Origin of the sequence: Paraburkholderia dipogonis (genome assembly GCF_042680985.1) — a bacterium.
In the GTDB taxonomy this organism is placed as follows: Bacteria; Pseudomonadota; Gammaproteobacteria; order Burkholderiales; family Burkholderiaceae; genus Paraburkholderia; species Paraburkholderia phytofirmans.
The window spans coordinates 150,801-168,045 of record NZ_JBHUFR010000013.1; the positions used below are offsets into that span (position 1 = coordinate 150,801).

16 protein-coding genes are annotated in these 17,245 nt (G+C 59.8%); 11 read left to right on the top strand and 5 right to left on the bottom strand.

Features of this window, described 5'->3' with window-relative positions:
• The first annotated feature begins 29 nt into the window (after positions 1-29).
• The 10 genes from ACFSNN_RS18225 (at position 30) to ACFSNN_RS18270 (ending at position 11,018) form a co-directional block, all read left to right on the top strand.
• Positions 30-2,150 (top strand): acetate--CoA ligase family protein, encoded by a 2,121-nt coding sequence (locus tag ACFSNN_RS18225; protein ID WP_134462673.1) that lies wholly within the window; start codon positions 30-32, stop codon positions 2,148-2,150.
• Positions 2,151-2,187: 37 nt separating this feature from the next.
• On the top strand, positions 2,188-3,228 hold the full coding sequence (locus ACFSNN_RS18230) for a CDP-6-deoxy-delta-3,4-glucoseen reductase (RefSeq protein ID WP_134462675.1): 1,041 nt from the start codon (positions 2,188-2,190) through the stop codon (positions 3,226-3,228).
• A 25-nt stretch (positions 3,229-3,253) separates the two neighbouring features.
• Positions 3,254-3,982, top strand: a complete 729-nt coding sequence (locus tag ACFSNN_RS18235; protein WP_134462677.1) for an enoyl-CoA hydratase/isomerase family protein — start codon at positions 3,254-3,256, stop codon at positions 3,980-3,982.
• Positions 3,983-4,031: 49 nt separating this feature from the next.
• Positions 4,032-4,820 (top strand): enoyl-CoA hydratase/isomerase family protein, encoded by a 789-nt coding sequence (locus ACFSNN_RS18240; RefSeq protein ID WP_244322925.1) that lies wholly within the window; start codon positions 4,032-4,034, stop codon positions 4,818-4,820.
• Between the two features lie 263 nt (positions 4,821-5,083).
• Entirely contained in the window at positions 5,084-5,245 is a 162-nt protein-coding gene (locus ACFSNN_RS18245; protein ID WP_166799347.1) for a hypothetical protein, read from the top strand.
• 45 nt (positions 5,246-5,290) lie between these two features.
• Entirely contained in the window at positions 5,291-6,700 is a 1,410-nt protein-coding gene (tcuA, locus tag ACFSNN_RS18250; protein WP_134462679.1) for an FAD-dependent tricarballylate dehydrogenase TcuA, read from the top strand.
• The gene (tcuB, locus tag ACFSNN_RS18255; protein ID WP_377764978.1) at positions 6,687-7,847 is read left to right on the top strand and encodes a tricarballylate utilization 4Fe-4S protein TcuB; all 1,161 of its coding nucleotides are present in this window, start codon (positions 6,687-6,689) and stop codon (positions 7,845-7,847) included. The genes tcuA and tcuB overlap by 14 nt, the downstream gene beginning before the upstream one ends.
• Before the next feature lie 199 nt (positions 7,848-8,046).
• Positions 8,047-8,532 (top strand): tripartite tricarboxylate transporter TctB family protein, encoded by a 486-nt coding sequence (locus ACFSNN_RS18260; protein WP_134462681.1) that lies wholly within the window; start codon positions 8,047-8,049, stop codon positions 8,530-8,532.
• Positions 8,529-10,091 carry a tripartite tricarboxylate transporter permease gene (locus ACFSNN_RS18265; RefSeq protein WP_134462683.1) on the top strand — a complete coding sequence of 521 codons (1,563 nt, stop codon included), beginning with the start codon at positions 8,529-8,531 and terminating at the stop codon, positions 10,089-10,091. The genes ACFSNN_RS18260 and ACFSNN_RS18265 overlap by 4 nt, the downstream gene beginning before the upstream one ends.
• 189 nt (positions 10,092-10,280) lie before the next feature.
• A complete protein-coding gene (locus ACFSNN_RS18270; protein ID WP_208949563.1) occupies positions 10,281-11,018 on the top strand; it encodes an IclR family transcriptional regulator in 738 nt (245 codons plus the stop codon).
• 18 nt (positions 11,019-11,036) lie between these two features.
• Here ACFSNN_RS18270 and ACFSNN_RS18275 read toward each other — a convergent pair whose 3' ends face one another.
• Positions 11,037-11,813 (bottom strand): SDR family oxidoreductase, encoded by a 777-nt coding sequence (locus tag ACFSNN_RS18275; protein ID WP_134462685.1) that lies wholly within the window; start codon positions 11,811-11,813, stop codon positions 11,037-11,039.
• A gap of 56 nt (positions 11,814-11,869) precedes the next feature.
• The gene (locus tag ACFSNN_RS18280) at positions 11,870-12,991 is read right to left on the bottom strand and encodes a CapA family protein (protein WP_134462687.1); all 1,122 of its coding nucleotides are present in this window, start codon (positions 12,989-12,991) and stop codon (positions 11,870-11,872) included.
• 251 nt (positions 12,992-13,242) lie between these two features.
• On the opposite strand from ACFSNN_RS18280, the gene ACFSNN_RS18285 reads away from it, so the two are divergent.
• Positions 13,243-14,070, top strand: a complete 828-nt coding sequence (locus ACFSNN_RS18285; protein ID WP_134462689.1) for an SDR family NAD(P)-dependent oxidoreductase — start codon at positions 13,243-13,245, stop codon at positions 14,068-14,070.
• A 42-nt stretch (positions 14,071-14,112) separates the two neighbouring features.
• Here ACFSNN_RS18285 and ACFSNN_RS18290 read toward each other — a convergent pair whose 3' ends face one another.
• The 3 genes from ACFSNN_RS18290 to ACFSNN_RS18300 form a co-directional block, all read right to left on the bottom strand.
• The gene (locus ACFSNN_RS18290; RefSeq protein WP_134462691.1) at positions 14,113-15,279 is read right to left on the bottom strand and encodes a lactonase family protein; all 1,167 of its coding nucleotides are present in this window, start codon (positions 15,277-15,279) and stop codon (positions 14,113-14,115) included.
• An 88-nt stretch (positions 15,280-15,367) separates the two neighbouring features.
• A complete protein-coding gene (locus ACFSNN_RS18295; protein WP_134462693.1) occupies positions 15,368-15,769 on the bottom strand; it encodes a Zn-ribbon domain-containing OB-fold protein in 402 nt (133 codons plus the stop codon).
• Positions 15,770-15,774: 5 nt separating this feature from the next.
• Positions 15,775-16,944, bottom strand: a complete 1,170-nt coding sequence (locus tag ACFSNN_RS18300) for a thiolase domain-containing protein (RefSeq protein ID WP_134462695.1) — start codon at positions 16,942-16,944, stop codon at positions 15,775-15,777.
• Positions 16,945-17,245 lie beyond the last annotated feature (301 nt).

Consider the following 17,245-nt stretch of genomic DNA (forward strand, 5'->3'; position numbering starts at 1 on the left):
AGGAACAACCAGCTGGAGACGGATCGGAAATGAACGATTTCAAATATCTTCTCGAACCGCGGTCGATCGCGGTGGTCGGGGTATCGGACGAAGCGGGCCGCCCGGGTTCGCAAGCTGTTCGTGCGCTTGTCAGGAACGGTTATCAGGGGCAAATCTATCCGGTCAATCCGAAGTACGCGGAGTTCGATGGTCTCAAGTGTTACGGTGCGGTAAGCGACATCGTCGAGTCGATCGACCTGGTCGTGATCGGTGTACCAGCCAAAGGCGTTGTCCCGGTCCTGAAGGCATGTGCGGAAAAGGCGGTCCCGTATGTCGTGGTTCTAAGCGGCGGCTTTCGCGAGAGCGGCCCCGAAGGCGTCGAGCGCGAGCGCGAGATGCTGCAGATCGCAAGAGCGGCTGGGATTCGCATCATCGGCCCGAACTGTCTGGGCTTCGCAAACATTCACTCACAGGTATTCGCAGCGTTCGGGAGCATCACACGGGAACCCAAGCTGAAGAAGGGGGGTGTTTCCCTCGTCACCCAGAGTGGTGGTTTCGGGTACAGCCTCGCGCTCGCCTGTGCCGAGGCAGACATCGGTTTTCGGCATGTGATCGCTACCGGTAACGAGACGGACGTAGACACCGTACAACTGATCGACGCGCTGCTGGACGATGATGGAACCCAGATCATCCTCGCGTACATCGAAGGTACGAAAGATGGCCGGTCACTGCTCGATGTCGGCAGACGCGCGCTTGCGGCTGGCAAGCCGGTTCTGCTCTGGAAGGGCGGAGTCACCGAAGAGGGTGCACGGGCAGCCGCTTCGCATACCGCAAGCATGACCGGCAGCTACGATTTCTACCGTGCGCTCTTCAAGCAGACCGGTATCGTCGAAGTCAGGGAGATCCACGAAGCTGTCGACTTCCTCAAGGCTTTCGCGGCAAAGAAATATCCGGCCAGCGGCGGGATGGCGGTCATGGGTGTTTCCGGCGGCTCGGCCATCGTTTTTGCGGATGCAGGTGAACCCGAGGGGCTTCATCTCGCGAATCTTGCGGAAGAAACGGAAAGGTTGCTCGCGGAGGTGGTGCCGAACATCGGCGCGGTGCACAACCCGATCGACCTGACCGCAGGCTATTTTTCCGCGGGCAACCGCGACAAACTGCGCACGGCTATCGAGGTCACACTTGCCGACCCCGGAGTGGATGCCCTTTGCGTGAACCTGGCAACGACGGGGAGCGCTGGCAGTGCCGCTGCAGCCGAAGTGATCGCCGATGTGGCAAAGGGGACGGCCAAGCCTGTCTGCGTATTTTCATCGGCTCCCCGTGACCAGCTGGTCGACGCCATCAGACTGCTCGATGCTGCAGCAGTGCCTCTCTTCCCATCGCCGTCCCGCGCGGCAAAAGCGCTGGCGATGCTTGCCCGCTACGACGCCGCACGAAACCAGGTGGCCACTTCCGACTCTGCAGATTCCCGCCCCGCCCAGTCATCAAAAGAAGTTCTCCCGGGCTGGGCCGGCAAACTGTCCGAAGCGCAATCCAAGGACATCTTGTCGCGCGCAGGTATTCCGGTCACTCGTGATGTGCTGGTGACTGCTGCCGACAAAAGCTTGCCGGACCAATTGTCATGGCCTGTCGTCGTGAAAATCGTATCTCCAGATATCGCTCATAAAACAGAAATTGGCGGCGTCAAGGTCGGAGTCCGTGATCCGAAGGAACTTGAGGCGGCCATCGCCGAAGTTCGCGCGAACGCGCAGTCTCACGTCCCCGACGCGCGAATCGAAGGCGTCATGGTCTCCCAGATGGTCAAGGACGGATTCGAACTGATCGCTGGTGTAGTGAACGACGAAGTGTTTGGTCCCGTCGTGGTGGTCGGAGCTGGCGGGATTTACGCCGAGCTGATGCGCGACTCGTCGTGTCGTCTCGCGCCCTTCGATGAAGCGGTCGCGCGACAGATGCTTGACGAATTGCGATGTCGTCCGATTCTGGACGGGGCTCGAGGTAAACCGGCGCTCGACGTCGATGCGACCTCGAAAGCGCTTGCGGCACTTTCCCGATTTGCATGGGAGCACCGCGATGGCGTATCCGAGATCGACGTCAACCCGCTTTTCGTTCTGCCGGAAGGCGTCCTGGCGGCCGACGCGTTAATCGTGCCCGTGTCGTTCCCGGGTCATTGAACGGATGGCCATTGTGGAACTACCTGTTGATCTTTCCATGAATGACGAAACAGTTCGCGCTGAACGCCACACCGTCACGTTCCAGCCGCTCGATCGCGCGCTTGAGGTCCGTCGTGGAGAGAAGATCCTCGCGGCGGCGCTGGCGGCAAACTTTCCCGTTCCCTACAGCTGCCAGAGTGGTGTCTGCGGATCATGCAAGGCCAGGGTGACGGCGGGGGCCTGCGAGCATGGCGAAGCACAGTATGCGGGCCTGTCGGCTTCGGAAGCAGCGCAGGGCTATGTCCTGATGTGTCAGGCAACGCCGGCATCGGATGTGACGGTGGAATGCCGGACCGTCCCGTCCATCGAGGGCTATCCGGTTAAAAAGACACCGTGCCGCGTGGCTGCGCTGGAACGGCTCGCCGATGACGTCATGCGGATCCGGCTCAAGCTGCCAGTGAACGCGCAGTTCAGATTTCTTCCGGGGCAATATATCGACCTGCTGATCCCCGGTGGAATCAGGCGCAGCCTGTCGATAGGCAACTCGCCAGAGGATGAAGGTTTTATCGAATTGCATCTTCGCAATTACGGCGGACCGTTGAGTACCTTCGTCTTCGGCAAGTTGAAGGAGAGCGACCTTCTTCGACTGGAGGGTCCGTTTGGGACGTTTTTCGTGCGCGACGATTCCGACAAGCCAATGATCCTACTGGCAAGTGGCACCGGATTCGCTCCGATCAAGTCCATCATCGAGCATGAACTGCGAAAGCGCACTGGCCGACAGATGACACTGTACTGGGGCGGCCGGCGGCCCCACGACCTGTACTTGGATTCACTCGCCCGATCCTGGGCAGACCACGGAATCAGCTACATCCCGGTCGTCTCCGATGCCCTTACAGAAGATGAATGGAAAGGGCGTGCGGGATTCGTTCACGAAGCGGTGATGAAGGACTTTGCGGACCTCTCGTCGCATCAGGTCTACGCGTGCGGAGCGCCAGTGGTTGTGCTCTCGGCCAGGAGCGACTTTACAGAGCGATGCGGGCTGCCTGAAGACGAATTCTTCGCTGACATTTTCGTGTCCGGCGCAGAACCCTCGGCTTGAATACGCAAAAAACTGAGGAGTTGGTATGTCGTTAGATGGGCTGCAAATCGGCAAACGGGATTCGCAACTGTGGATCGAGATCGACCGCACAGAGAAGGCGAATGCCATGACGGTGGCCATGATGGAAGGGATCACGTCCGCGATTGTTCACGCCGGCGCTGACGGTAGGACTCAGGCCGTGGTTCTTACGGCGAAGGGCGAGAAGCTTTTCTGTGCGGGAGTGGACGTGCGTGAGCAGTCCCCGGATGGAGATGCTGCGCGTCAGCGGGAGAGACGTTCTCACGCGCTCGCGGCGCTTCAGGATTCGGTAATCGCGACGCCGATTCCAGTCGTCGTAGCGCTGAACGGACTGGCTGTCGGTGCGGGCGCCATGCTCGCACTGATGGCTGACGGATGTGTCGCCGTCGAAGGTTCGGCGCTCTCGCTTCCAGAAATCGATATCGGGATCGCCACGTTTTCGGGCGCAAACATCCTCACGGTACTCGGTGGACGCGCTCTTGCAGCGGACCTGGTCCAGACCGGACGGCGGCTGCGGGCCCTGGACGCGCTCAATCGCGGCCTGATCAGCGCAGTGGTCGAGAGAAATGAACTTGAACAGTCGGCCAGAAAAATCGCAGAGGCACTGGGAACCAAGAACCGCGCGGCATTCGCCGACAACAAGCGCTGGATCAATCGGGGCTTGCGCTCCGCGCTCGATGAAGCCCGGCGGGAGCACGCGCGCCATCGGGCTGAGATGCAAGATGTCGCGAAGTAAGGGGGCGGCGACTGGCGGAACATCATCACGAATTTAGACGGAGACGGACGTGGCGGATCTTGAAATCAGCAGGGTGGGTCGTGTAGTGGTTGCTACGCTGAATCGACCGGAGAAAAAGAACGCGCTGAGCGAAAACATGCTTGAGCTGCTTCGCAACGAGCTGAAGAGCGCGAACGAAGACGACGACGTGGGAAGTTTCGTTCTTACGGGGGCAGGAGACGCGTTCTGCTCGGGCGGCGATCTTGGTCGGCGCGCCGCCGAAGGCGGGGATCCCACGCCGCTAGAGCGAAAACACAGACTCCAGCGCGTCACTCACAAGGTCGCGCTGGCAATTGAGGAGTTCGAGAAGCCGTTGATCGCAGCCGTGAACGGTGCGGCCGTTGGCGCGGGTATGGACCTGTCGCTGATGTGTGACATCCGCTTTGCCGCCCAATCGGCCCGGTTCGCGGAGGCCTATATCCGTGTTGGCCTGATCCCGGGCAACGGCGGCTGCTATTTCCTGCCTAGACTGGTTGGCCCCGCCAGGGCGCTGGAACTGCTATGGACTGGCGACTTCGTCAACGCCGACGAGGCGCACAGGCTCGGTATCGTCAACCGCGTGACGCCGGACGAAAGCCTCCAGGACGAGACCTTGGCATTTGCCACCCGTCTGGCGGAAGGGCCACCTGTTCAGACGCGCGACATCAAGAAACTAATGTACCAGTCAATGCGTACGGATCTTCGCACAAGCCTCGAGACGACCTCGGCTCTCATGGCGGTGGTCCAGTCGACCGCTGACTACCGTGAAGCGATCACGGCGTACAAGGAGAAGCGTAAGGGCGAATTCAAAGGGCGATGACGCTCCTTCAGTACCCCGTTCGACCGGCCCTCGCATGAGATTCGCAGCCAGGCCAGAAGCAGACTTCGACCAGATCAGACCATGCAAGAGATCGTGCGCTCGTTGAGATGGAACATCGACAAGTGGTTCGGACCGGCGTGCCAGGATCGGATCGTCGTGACGAGGGCCCCCGGCGTGAGATGGGGCGCGAGGTGTGTTTGTGTCCGCGAAAAAGATCCGGATAGCGAAATCGCACTCTTCCTGTTTCGACATGTGGACGGCTCATGGAGCGTTTTGCCGCCTGCCCGGCGCGGGCCGTCGTTCACTTTGCAATTGCAGCAAGCGGGCGGCAGCGACTAGTCGCGCGTGTGGAATTCGCGCACGAGGACCGGATTTGGGTCTTCAAAAAAATTGAACACGTGTTGTCTGAAGGCTGGTGGCGATGACTCCAATGCGCCCGTAGCATGGCCTCTCAGAATAGGACAAATATTATGGTAGACGTTCTCATAATCGGAGGAGGCAACGCCGCACTCTGCGCCGCAATAATGGCGCGGGAAGCGGGTGCCAGTGTACTTCTGCTTGAAGCGGCTCCACGGGAGTGGCGCGGCGGCAATTCGCAACATACGCGCAACCTGCGCTGCATGCATGACGCACCACAGGACGTGCTCGTCGACGCGTATCCCGAAGAAGAATTCTGGCAGGACCTTCTCAAGGTAACGGGCGGCAACACGAACGAGGAGCTGGCTCGTATTGCAATTCGCGCATCGTCCAGTTGCCGCGACTGGATGCGAAAGCACGGCGTGCACTTCCAGCCTCCCCTTTCCGGCGCTCTTCACGTAGCCCGTACCAACGCATTCTTCATGGGCGGGGGAAAAGCGCTGGTCAACGCCTATTACCGGAGCGCCGAGGCGATCGGTGTCACTGTCCGGTATAACGCACCCGTCGATTCGATCGAGCTCGACGGCAGCCGGTTTGTCGCCGCAAGGATCGGCAATGAGCGCATCGAAGCGAAGAGTTGTGTCCTTGCAGCGGGTGGCTTTGAATCGAATCGCGAGTGGCTGCGCGAAGCGTGGGGACAGGTGAACGGTGTCTGGGTGGCTGACAATTTTTTGATCCGCGGCACCCGGTTCAATCAGGGCACTTTGCTCAAGTTCATGATCGATGCTGGCGCGGATGCTATCGGTGACCCGTCCCAGTCGCATTGCGTGGCAATCGATGCGCGCGCGCCGCTCTACGACGGCGGAATCTGCACGCGCGTCGACTGTGTCTCGCTGGGCGTGGTGCTCAACCGCGACGGCAAGCGGTTCTATGACGAAGGCGAGGATTTCTGGCCCAAGCGTTATGCGATCTGGGGCCGCCTGGTTGCGCAGCAACCTGGGCAGATAGCCTATTCGATCATCGACTCCAAAGCGATCGGTCGGTTCATGCCGCCAGTGTTCCCGGGTACCAAAGCGAATTCGCTGCGTGAGCTCGCATTGGCACTCGGCCTCGACGAGGACGAATTTCTGGAGACGATCGAGACGTATAACCGGTCATGCCAGCCCGGTACGTTCAATCATGCGGTGCTTGACGACTGCCACACCGAAGGCTTAACCCCGCCCAAAACGCACTGGGCTCAGCCATTGGACCGGTCGCCGTTCTACGCATATGCGCTGCGTCCCGGCATCACGTTCACCTATCTCGGCCTGAAGGTGAATTCGAATGCTGCCGTTCATTTCGGCGGCGAGCCATCCCGGAACCTGTTCGTTGCGGGAGAGATGATGGCCGGCAACATCCTGGGCAAGGGTTACACGGCGGGCGTGGGGATGTCGATTGGAACTGCCTTTGGCCGGATCGCCGGCACTCAGGCCGCGGCAGCGGCGCAGCACTACAGGGAAGCTATCAATCATGCAGTCGCTTGAAGCATTGACCCGCGAGGCTGCAGCGCTCGCGGCAAACGAAGTCGTCGCCCGGACCGACATGACTCAGGCTGAGAAGGAAGTCAGCCGCATCATGCAGATCTGTAACGCCTGCCGGTATTGCGAAGGGTTCTGTGCGGTATTTCCGGCAATGACGCGACGGCTCGAATTCGGCAGGGCGGACGTGCATTTCCTCGCGAACCTTTGCCACAACTGTGGCGCATGCCTGCACGCTTGCCAATACGCACCACCGCACGAATTCGCTGTCAACGTCCCGCAGGCGATGGCGAAGGTGCGATTGAACACCTATACGGAGTATGCGTGGCCCGCGTCGTTCGGAGCGTTGTACAGGAAAAACGGCACGACGGTCGCGCTGGCGCTGGCCGGCGGGCTTGCACTGTTTCTCGCCCTCGCCGCGATCGCAGGCAGACCGCAACCCGGTAGCGCAAACTTCTACAGCGTGTTCCCCCACAATCTTCTCGCTCTTATCTTCGGGTCCGTGTTTCTTCTCGCCATCGTCGCGCTGTCGATTGGTGTGCGCAGATTCTGGAAAAATGAAAGTCCGGGTGGGCTTTCGGTCGATGCAGCGGCAGAAGCAGCGGGATCGGTGTTGACGCTCAGATACCTCGGTGGTGGACACGGCGAGGGCTGTAACAACGAGAGCGACACCTATTCGCTTTCCCGGAGACGGTTTCATCATCTGACGTTCTACGGCTTCATGCTCTGTTTTGCATCGACTTGCGTCGCTACGCTTTATCACTATCTCTTTGCCCTGGAAGCACCTTACGGCCTGACCAGTCTTCCTGTGTTTTTGGGGTCTCTCGGGGGGACGAGTCTCGTCGTGGGATGCAGTGGGCTGTTTATCCTGAATCTCAGGCGCCATCCGCTACACGGCGATGCATCGCAGAAGGGGATGGACCGCGGTTTCATTGCGTTGCTCTGGCTGGCCGGTATCACAGGGCTGGTACTCCTGGGCCTCCGGGAAACGGGTGCGATGCCAGTGCTGCTGGCCGTGCATCTGGGTGTGGTGATGGCGCTTTTTATTACGCTTCCCTATGGGAAGTTTGCCCACGGCATCTATCGATCCGCCGCGTTGCTGAGGTGGGCGATCGAGAAGCGAAAACCGTCTTCGTTAATGGTCGAGGAGTAATGGCACAAGTAGGAAGCTGAAGCAAAGTTCCGGCCTTCAGGCCGGGCGACCGCGCGAAATGCTGCCGCTGGTGGATAGTGGACATCATCAGTCTATCCAAAGAAAGTCCTCGCCATCGGTAACGCAGCGACATGTCAGGAGCAGATCATTGCCTGGCGGAGAGAACTGGGTGTTATTGACGTTCATAGGAGGAGACACCGTGAACAGAAAACTGTTACATAAGGATCTGATCGGCGGCACACTGCTGATCATCGTAGGAATCGCAGTGCTAACGCATTCCGTTGCCTACCACATCGGTACGCTGGTTCAGATGGGGCCGGGGTTTTTTCCGTTCTTTCTGGGCCTGATTCTCGCCCTGGTTGGTTGCGGCATTGCCGTTCAGGGCTATCTCTCGGTGCATGCTGAGGCCGTGTCCGAGAAGCCCGCTGCCAACAAGGCGCTGCGACCGGAATGGAAGGCGTGGATTCTGATTGGCTTGGGCATGGTCGCGTTTGTCGTGCTGACGAAGTATCTCGGACTCGTCGCGGGCACATTTGCGGTGGTGTTTATATCGGCGCTCGGCGATCGGGGTAACAACCTCAAGTCAGCAGGCCTGCTGGCACTGGCGATGGTCACAATCGCCGTAGTCGTGTTCTGGTGGGCGCTGCAGATCCAGTTGCCGTTGTTCAAGTGGGGTGCCGTATGATCGCGCAAACGCTGCAGGATCTCATGTATGGGTTCAGCGTCGCAGCGATGCCGCAGAACCTGCTCTGGTCGTTTGTCGGTGTGCTGGTTGGCAATCTGATCGGCGTGCTTCCTGGCATGGGAGCGCTCTCGGCAATCTCAATGCTTATGCCTCTGACGTATTCAATGCACCCTGTTCCGGCGCTTCTCATGCTTGCCGGGATCTTTTATGGGTCGCAGTATGGCGGCGCGCTGGGTGCGATCCTGCTGAACCTGCCATCGCATCCACCGCACGCGGTGACCTGTATCGATGGGTATCCAATGACGAAACAGGGGCGCGGAGGCGCTGCGCTGGGCATTACGATGGTGTCTTCATTCTTCGCCGCATCCGTGGGCATCGTGGTGATGATTTTTCTTTCGCCCTGGCTCGTCAAGATCGCGTTCGATTTCGGTCCGACCGAGATCGTTTCGATCATGATGCTGGGCCTGATCGCCGGCGCGACCATGTCGCGGGGATCAAAGCTGAAAGGAATCGCAATGACGGTCTTTGGGCTGCTCCTTGGGATCGTTGGCACCGACGTCAACAGCGGCGTAGAACGTTTCACCTTCGGCTTCGCCGAGCTTTCAGACAAGGTTGAACTCGTCGCGCTGTCCATGGGGCTGTTCGGGGTTGCCGACTTTCTGATCAACGTCAACCGGATCAGTTTCGTGGGGACGCAGACCAAGGTCCGTCTTCGAGACATGCGGCCGACACGCGGCGAACTGAAGCAGGCCTTCTGGCCGATGGTCCGGGGCACAATCGTGGGGACCCTGTTTGGTGCAATGCCGGGGACCGGCCCAACCATCACCACTTTCCTTGCGTACGCGCTCGAAAAGAAGATATCCAGGCGACCAGATCGGTTTGGCCAGGGTGCCATTGAAGGCGTGGCCAGTCCTGAAGCGTCTACTCACGCAAAGACCCAGGTTGATTTCATCCCGACCATGACGCTCGGTATTCCGGGCGATGCGGTAATGGCCCTGCTGCTTGGCGCCTTGCTGATTCAGGGATTCCAGCCGGGTCCCCAATTGATCACGCAGCATGCCGATCTCTTCTGGGGGCTGATAGCGAGTTTCTGGATCGGCAATGTGCTTCTGGTGCTACTGAACGTTCCGCTGATTGGAGTCTGGGTAAAACTCCTGCAGGTACCCTATCGCCTGATGTATCCGTCTGCGCTCTTTTTCATCGCGGTCGGCGTCTTCAGTACGAACAACAGCCTTTTCGAAGTCGGCGAGGTGCTGGTGTTTGGGATTATTGGGGCGGTCTTGCTCGCACTGGATTTCCCAGTCGCCACCATCCTCCTTGGATACGTTCTCGGCCCCATGGTCGAGGAAAATTTTCGGCGTGCACTGCTGCTGTCGCGCGGCGACCTCGTGATTTTCGCGCAACGGCCCATCAGTGCGGCGTTCATGGCGATCTGCCTGGTGCTGGTCGTCGGGCAGTGCTACTTCGCCTGGCGTGAGCACAAGCGCAAGCGCTCGAAGGGTGGGGCGCCGGAGGTGGCTGTGCCTCCGTTATCTCATGCTCCGCTGACCGAGGAATGATGCCAAAGCCCCGCTGATGCGGGGCTTTCGATTTCCGCCGGCTGTAGTGCGTGCGGAAGGGCCGGGTACCGGGTTCCTGTATGGATACCGATCTCCCGGTGCGCCAAAGTTACAGAAGGCCGATTGCTTGGCGCGACCGTGGCTGATGTACCATACGCCTGTCTTTGACCCCGTACGGAACGTTACGAAATGATGCGCTCGGTTGAACGTATTCTGGCTGTTTTCGAAAGTTTTAGCGTTGAGAGGAGCAGCCTGTCTCTTCAGGAAATCTCCGAACGCATTGACCTGCCCAAGTCCACCACTTTCCGGATTGTGCAGAGTCTGGAGCGAGCCGGCTATCTGGTTCGACTGGAAGACCAGCAGTACTGTCTGTCGTTCCGGTTCACGAGGCTTGCCGGTCTCGTGCGCGGCACCTTGGGTATTCGCGAAATCGCCCGTCCGTTCATGTTGGAACTCGCGGAAACGACGAAAGAAACTGTTTCCCTCCATACGGTGAGCGGCCGCAACCGTGTATGCATCGATTCCATATCGACTGTCACAGCCCCGCTGAGAGCAGTGGTGCAGGCAGGAGAACAGATACCGCTGCAGGCGGGCTCGGGCTCCAAGGTGCTGATGGCGTATATGTCAAAGGCGGATCTGACGCCGCTGCTACCAGCCGCGACGAAAGCCACCAAGCAGAGCAAGACGGCGTTTCTCGAAGATCTCCAACGCATCCGTGAGCGTGGCTACGCTGTCTCGCACGGTGAGCGGCTGATGGGTATTTCGGCAATCTCAGCACCGATCATAGGAGTTGACGAACAGGTCCATTATTGCCTGTCCGTTGGTGCCCCCACCGTACGCATGGAGATGCATGAGAAGAATTTCATCAAGCTCGTAGTCGAAGCCGCTGTGAATATCTCGCGTCAGTTTGGGGGGCACGCAGAATAAGGGGGGACTGGCACGGGTTCAGAACAACGATGCCAGCATGCCGCCTTCAACCGGGATCGTCGCACCGGTGATGAATCCCGCCTGTACCGACGCCAGAAAAGTCACCACACCCGCAAGTTCGCCTTGCGTGCCCATACGGCCAAGAGGCGTCAACTTCTTGCGCGCCTCGGCCTGATCGGGAGTGTAGGCGGCGGAACCGGCGCGATGCGGGGTTTCGATCAGGGCGGGCGCGACACAGTTGACCGTGACGCCGCTTGAGCCAACCTCGTTGGCGAGATGCTTCATATAAGCGGTTACACCGGCCCGGAAGACCGTCGAGAGGCTATGGTGAGCCATGGGCGCTTTCACCGATGCCGAAGTGATCGCAATTACCCGGCCCCATCCGCGCGTGGTGATCAACGGAATAGTCTGGCTGACCACCTGCAACACACCTGCAAGTTGATTCTGATATGCCTCGTCCCAACGCGCCATATCTACCTCCTCGGTCGTCTCCCGAATAGGGTTTGGTGGGCGAGCTGTGTTCAGTACGACAATGTCCAGTCCGCCAAACTCCGCTTTCACCACTTCGACGAGCGCGGCGACGTCGCTGCCTATGCGCATATCTCCAGCTTTCGTGACAGCCCTCACCCCGTGCTCCCGGGTGATCTCGTTCGCGACCGCCGCCAGTTTGTCCTCGGAGCGTGCGAAAAGGACCACGTTTGCTCCCTCTGCCGCGAGCGCGTGAGCAATGTTGCGACCCATGCCGCCGCTCGACGCGGTGACCAGAGCGGTTTTACCCTTGATGCCCAAATCCATGATGAACTACCCTTTATTTTGATGATGGAACGGTTGCCGTTGCCGTTGCCGTTGCTTCACTGCGCGGTGACTACGACTTCATCGCCCTCGATCTCGAATCGATGGGGCATGTCTTCCGATGCCCATTCCATGTACTCGACGACTTCCTCGAACCGCGGATCGCCTGCGCGAAGCGCCTCTGGGCGATAGCGGCCGTCGAATCTGACCGGAAGAAACGAGACCTTCGCGACTCCCTGCGAGGAAACGTACGCTTTTGCGAGCAGGGCAAGGGTGCAGTCCTTGCCGTATGGCATCAGGGGATAGTCCGGGTCGAGGTCCATGAAGTTGCGTACGGCCCCTTGCGCCCAGGCGGGCTCGTTTGTCCAGGCGGGGGCGGCAAACGACTTGGTCATCGCGAACACACCGAGGCTGTAGAAGATGACCTTGCCCCTGTACACCTCGATGGCCTTGGGGATATGCGGGGCGTGCCCGACGACAAGATCGGCGCCAGCGTCGATCGCTGCGTGGGCGACGTCGACCTGATAGTCGGAAACGATTCTCGGCAGACGTATTGCGCCGGCGTGATACGCAAGGATCACCACATCGACCTGTTTGCGCAGAGCCGCGATGTCCTCCGTGAGCTGCGCAAGATCCTGAGGATTTGGTGAGGTCCATACCCGAACCGGCTGGTGGGGTCCACGCGGCTCGTAAGTCGTCTTGACCCGGATGTTGACCACCCCGGGTTTTCCTTTGCCTGCGTCGGTTCCGGCGGTGGCTACCGACGTGTAGCCGAGATAGCCGACACGCACGCCAGCTTTTTCGACAATGGCTGGCTGACGGGCCTCGTCCAGATCGCGTCCCGCACCGGTAACCTGCAGGCCGTTTTCGAGGAAAAGCTGTCGTGTGTCGAGCATCGCTTGCGGACCGGCGTCGAGACTGTGATTGTTCGCCATCGTTACCGCGTCGAACAGTCCGCTCGTAAAAAGTGTCGACATTTCGATCGGCTGACAGACCTGAGGCGCGTGGTCCGATTTCACGCCACGTGTGGAGTATGTCCGCATGCAGTTCACGAAGCGGAAATCGGCCTCCCGCAGGACGGGCGCTACCAGCTCCGTGTAGCCTTCGATGGGGAACCCTTGCTCTGGCCCATGGGTGGGACCACAGTCGCCGCCTATCAGAATGGATGCAAGCCGTGTCATTCCGCCTCCTTATGTTTTACCCGCCGCCTTACTAAACGGCCCCCGTTGGTAGGCTAGCGCAAGCAGCCAACCAGGGAAACCCAAAAAACGCGCCGGCAATCATTGCCAAAGTTTTGATCAGTGGAATCAGTATTGATTATAGGAACCCATGATAGCATCTGTCGACGCGGCGATGTACGCAAATGCAGCTTGTGCGGGTCTGTTTTCGCGCGACCCGTTTCGTTGAGACTTAGAACTCGAAGGAGACAGCGGTGGCTGATACTGATGGCTGGACCTCACGCGCCCGCCTTGCCGGCAAGGTGGCGGTTGTTATCGGGGCAGGGCAGAGTCCGGGTGAAGGCGTGGGTAACGGACGGGCGGTCGCGATGCGTTTCGCGAGGGAAGGCGCGCGCGTGCTGGCCGTCGACAGATCGGTGGAATCAGCGGAAGAGACCGCGCGAATCATCAGGAAAGAGGGCTTCGAGGCAGATGCGATCGCCGCTGACGTCGCGCACGAGGAGCAACTCGCGAGGGCCATTCATGGCGCCAGACAAAAGTGGGGAGCGGTCGACATACTGCACAATAACGTTGGCGTCAGTCTCGGCGGCGGCGATGCCGACCTGATGGACATCACAGAAGAGCGGTTTGACAACATCTGCCGCATCAACCTGCGCGGTACCGTGTTCGCGTGCAAACATGCGGTGGCGATCATGCGCGAGCAGCGATCAGGGGTGATCGTCAACGTCTCTTCGGCGGCTGGACCTGGAAAGTATCCCTATGTCGCTTACAAGGCGACCAAGGCAGGCGTTATCGCGTTCACGGAGCAGCTTGCGCTGCAGAACGCCTCACATGGCATCCGCGCCAACTGCATCCTGCCTGGGTTGATTGCCACCCCGATGGCGGTAGATACGCGAGCTCGCGAGTGGAATCAAAGCCGGGAACAGGTCCTGGCGGAACGGGATGCCAAAGTTCCGCTCGGCCGCCAGGGCACTGCATGGGACGTCGCGAATGCCGCCCTCTACCTCGCGTCCGACGAAGCGTCCTTCGTTACGGGCGTGTCATTGCTCGTCGACGGCGGCCGGATTCTGAACCGTATCTGAAGGCGGCCGAAGGCAGCGCGGAAGCTGCCTTCGCTTCTTCCGTCAGGGTGCCGCGACAATGCCCATCCAGTACTGCAGTTGACCGTCATGCGTGTCTACCGGGTATTGACGGACGTACTCGAGCGAGCCATCGTCACGCACCCGGAATACCGTGAGAGCCGCCGCGATTGGCTTGATTTCGCCCTCGACGTTCACCGCGAGCGGCTTGACGCTTGCCGTCACCAACAGTCTGCCTGTCGGATCGCACGCAAAAGTACGAACGTGAATGCTTCGCGTGTGGGCATGCTCCACAAGCGTTGGTTCGCCCGTGGATGAGTCGATCCTGAACACGGCGATACTATTCTCGCCGCCTGCAAAAACCTTCTGGCCGTCGACTTCCTCAGTCCGGTCGGCGCGGTTTGCCACGTACACGTATCGACCCGAGGGATGGACGTGGATGGGACCACCCAGTTGCCGGGCGTCTACGTGGTCGGGCGCTTCAAGCAGGCTGCAACGATATGTCGGCTCACTCTCGATGACACTGTCCGACATCCGGAACATGTAAAGCTGGTTGGTGCGCTCGTCCGAAACATACATCCATGGCTGCGTCGGATGAAAGTCGGCGTGTCTTGGGCCGAAACCGTAGCCTCCATCCGGTGCGATCACGTCGCCCGACGAGAGGACACCGTGCGAAAGCGGGAACAGCCTCAACGCACCAGGATCTTCTGGCTTGTCCGGCCCGGCGTGGTTGCCCCGGTCAACGATCAACGCTGCCTGTGCCGACGGCAGCACGCGAACCTGATGCGGATAGGCTCCGCAGTCAAGGGCATTGTTCTGAGTGACGGGCTCGCCGATGCTGCCGTCTTCCAGCAGCGCATGAATGGTCAGACCGCTGCGTGGAAAGTTGTGCGCGCTCAGCAGGTACTTTCCCTGCGGATCTATGCAGATATGGACAGCGCGTCGATCAAGTGGGCGTGATGGGCCGTGAATGGTCAGCGCCCCGTCGCCGCCGATCCGGTACGCACTCACGTGGTTGAAGTCCGAGGGTACGCGAGGCCCCGCGGCGCTGGTCGCCACGTAAAGATACGCGCCGCCTGGATGGGGCCAGGCATACTGGACTTTTGCAGCGGTCCGGATACTTTCCCGCCGGGTTAGCGTTGCGCAAGCGACGTCGACATCGTAGCGAGTCAGGGTGTCGTCGACGGCGCTGAAAAGCGAAATGACGCCCATTTTTTAAAGCTCCTGATTGCGGCGTAACAGGCGGGTTCGCCGTCGTTGACACTCTTGCGTGACAGCTTGCCCGACCGAAGATTGCGTGTCAGACCGGCGTGAACATCGGGACGGCGATGCCGCTTTCAGATCTCCTGAAAACCACCCGAACCCGCAGGCCAATTGCAATCGCGTCATAGTCGGTGTCGACGATATTGGTGAGCATCTTCGGACCGTCGTCCAGCTCGACATAAGCAATGCAATAGGGCGCCCCGGCGCCTCGCCGCATGACGCTGTACGAGTAAATTTCGCCGGTTCCAGCGGCTGTCTTCCACGACAGATCGGTGCTCCAGCAGAAGGGGCACAGGGACCGGGGATAGTGATGAGGCCGGCTGCAGCTGGTGCAGAACTTGAGCAGCAACTGTCCTTTGTCGGCGGCCTCGAAATAAGGCTCGTCACCGGGATTCATAGCGGGATCTTTGATCACGCGTTCTGCGACGGATGAAGTCATGCGGGTCACTCCCTTTCAAGGATCACGGTTGCGCCGCCATGGCGACTTCCAATGGCGCCGCCGATGCCGGTGGCCAGAGCAAGCGTGCAGTTCGGGACCTGTACCGACGGGTGGGCTTCAGCGCGCAACTGTCTTACTGCTTCGATAATTTTCGTCATTCCGCCGCGATTCGACGGGTGGTTATTACACAGGCCGCCCCCGTCGGTGTTGAAGGGAAGCTTCCCCGTACCGGAGATCAGGTTGCCGTCGGCGACGAACCTGCCGCCTTCGCCCTTCGGGCAAAACCCGAGGTCCTCGAGTTGCAGGATCACCGTGATGGTGAAGCTGTCGTAGATAGACGCGTACTGGATGTCTGCCGGCGTCACTCCGGCCTCTTCAAAGGCGCGTGGCCCCGTCCAAGCGGCTGTCGTGTAGGTCAGGTCAATGTCCCCACCCGTCAGGTGCTTTGCCGACTCACCGCATCCCAGCACTCGAACGCGCGGGCGTGAAAGCGACTTTGCTATCTCAGGCCGTGCAATGACGATAGCGCCGCCGCCGTCGCTGACGACGCACGAATCAAGCCGGTGAAGTGGGTCCGAGATCATTGGCGACGCCAGGACGTCCTCGACGGACACAACGGAACGCAGCATCGCATGCTCGTTGTATTGCGCGTGATGGGAAGCGGCCACCTTGACCCATGCCAGCTGTTCATTTGTCGTCCCGAATTCATGCATATGGCGCTTTGCCGCCATTGCATACAGGTTAAGAGGTACGGGACTGTATGGAATTTCGAACGGAGCGTCGGGAAGATTGGTGCCCCGGTTGCGCACCTGTGTTCCAGCGCTTCCTTCGGAGTTGGGCCGGCCCGCAAGCGTCACGAGCGCGACATTGCACTTGCCGGCCGCGATTGCCTGTGCGGCGTGCGCCACGTGGATGAGGTATGAGCAGCCGCCCATGTCGGTCGAATCGATGTGGCGCAACCTTGTCAGATTCAGATAGTCCGAGAGCGACCACGGGTTTGCGCCAGGAGCGTCGCCCGCGCAAAAAAAACCGTCGATGTCGTCGCGTGTAAGACCGGCGTCCTCGATCGCGCCCTTCGCGACTTCAGCGTGAAGCTGGGCAACCGAGTGATGGGGGGCCTTGCGCAACGGGTGCTCGTAGGCACCGACGATATAAGCCTTACCTCTGATGGTCATACGTTACGTCTCCTGTCTCAATGATGCGTCCGCCGCGTCAAGCCGCCTTGTCGCCTGGAATGCTCGGGGAATCGATGACTGTATCTTGCTGCCCTTAAGTTCCGATCAGTGGAATCAATGCTGTCAGTCAGAACCATGATACCATCGCTTCACGCTTGAAAGTTCTTCTGCGAAACGGACCAGAATCGTGGAATGACGTACTCGCGCGTAGTGAGGGTCGCCGCAGGTCGTTGTCACCCGGATTTTTCCGGCTCCATCGGTGCGGCTGCCTGAGCCGGAGGCTGCTGATCAGGCGACACCT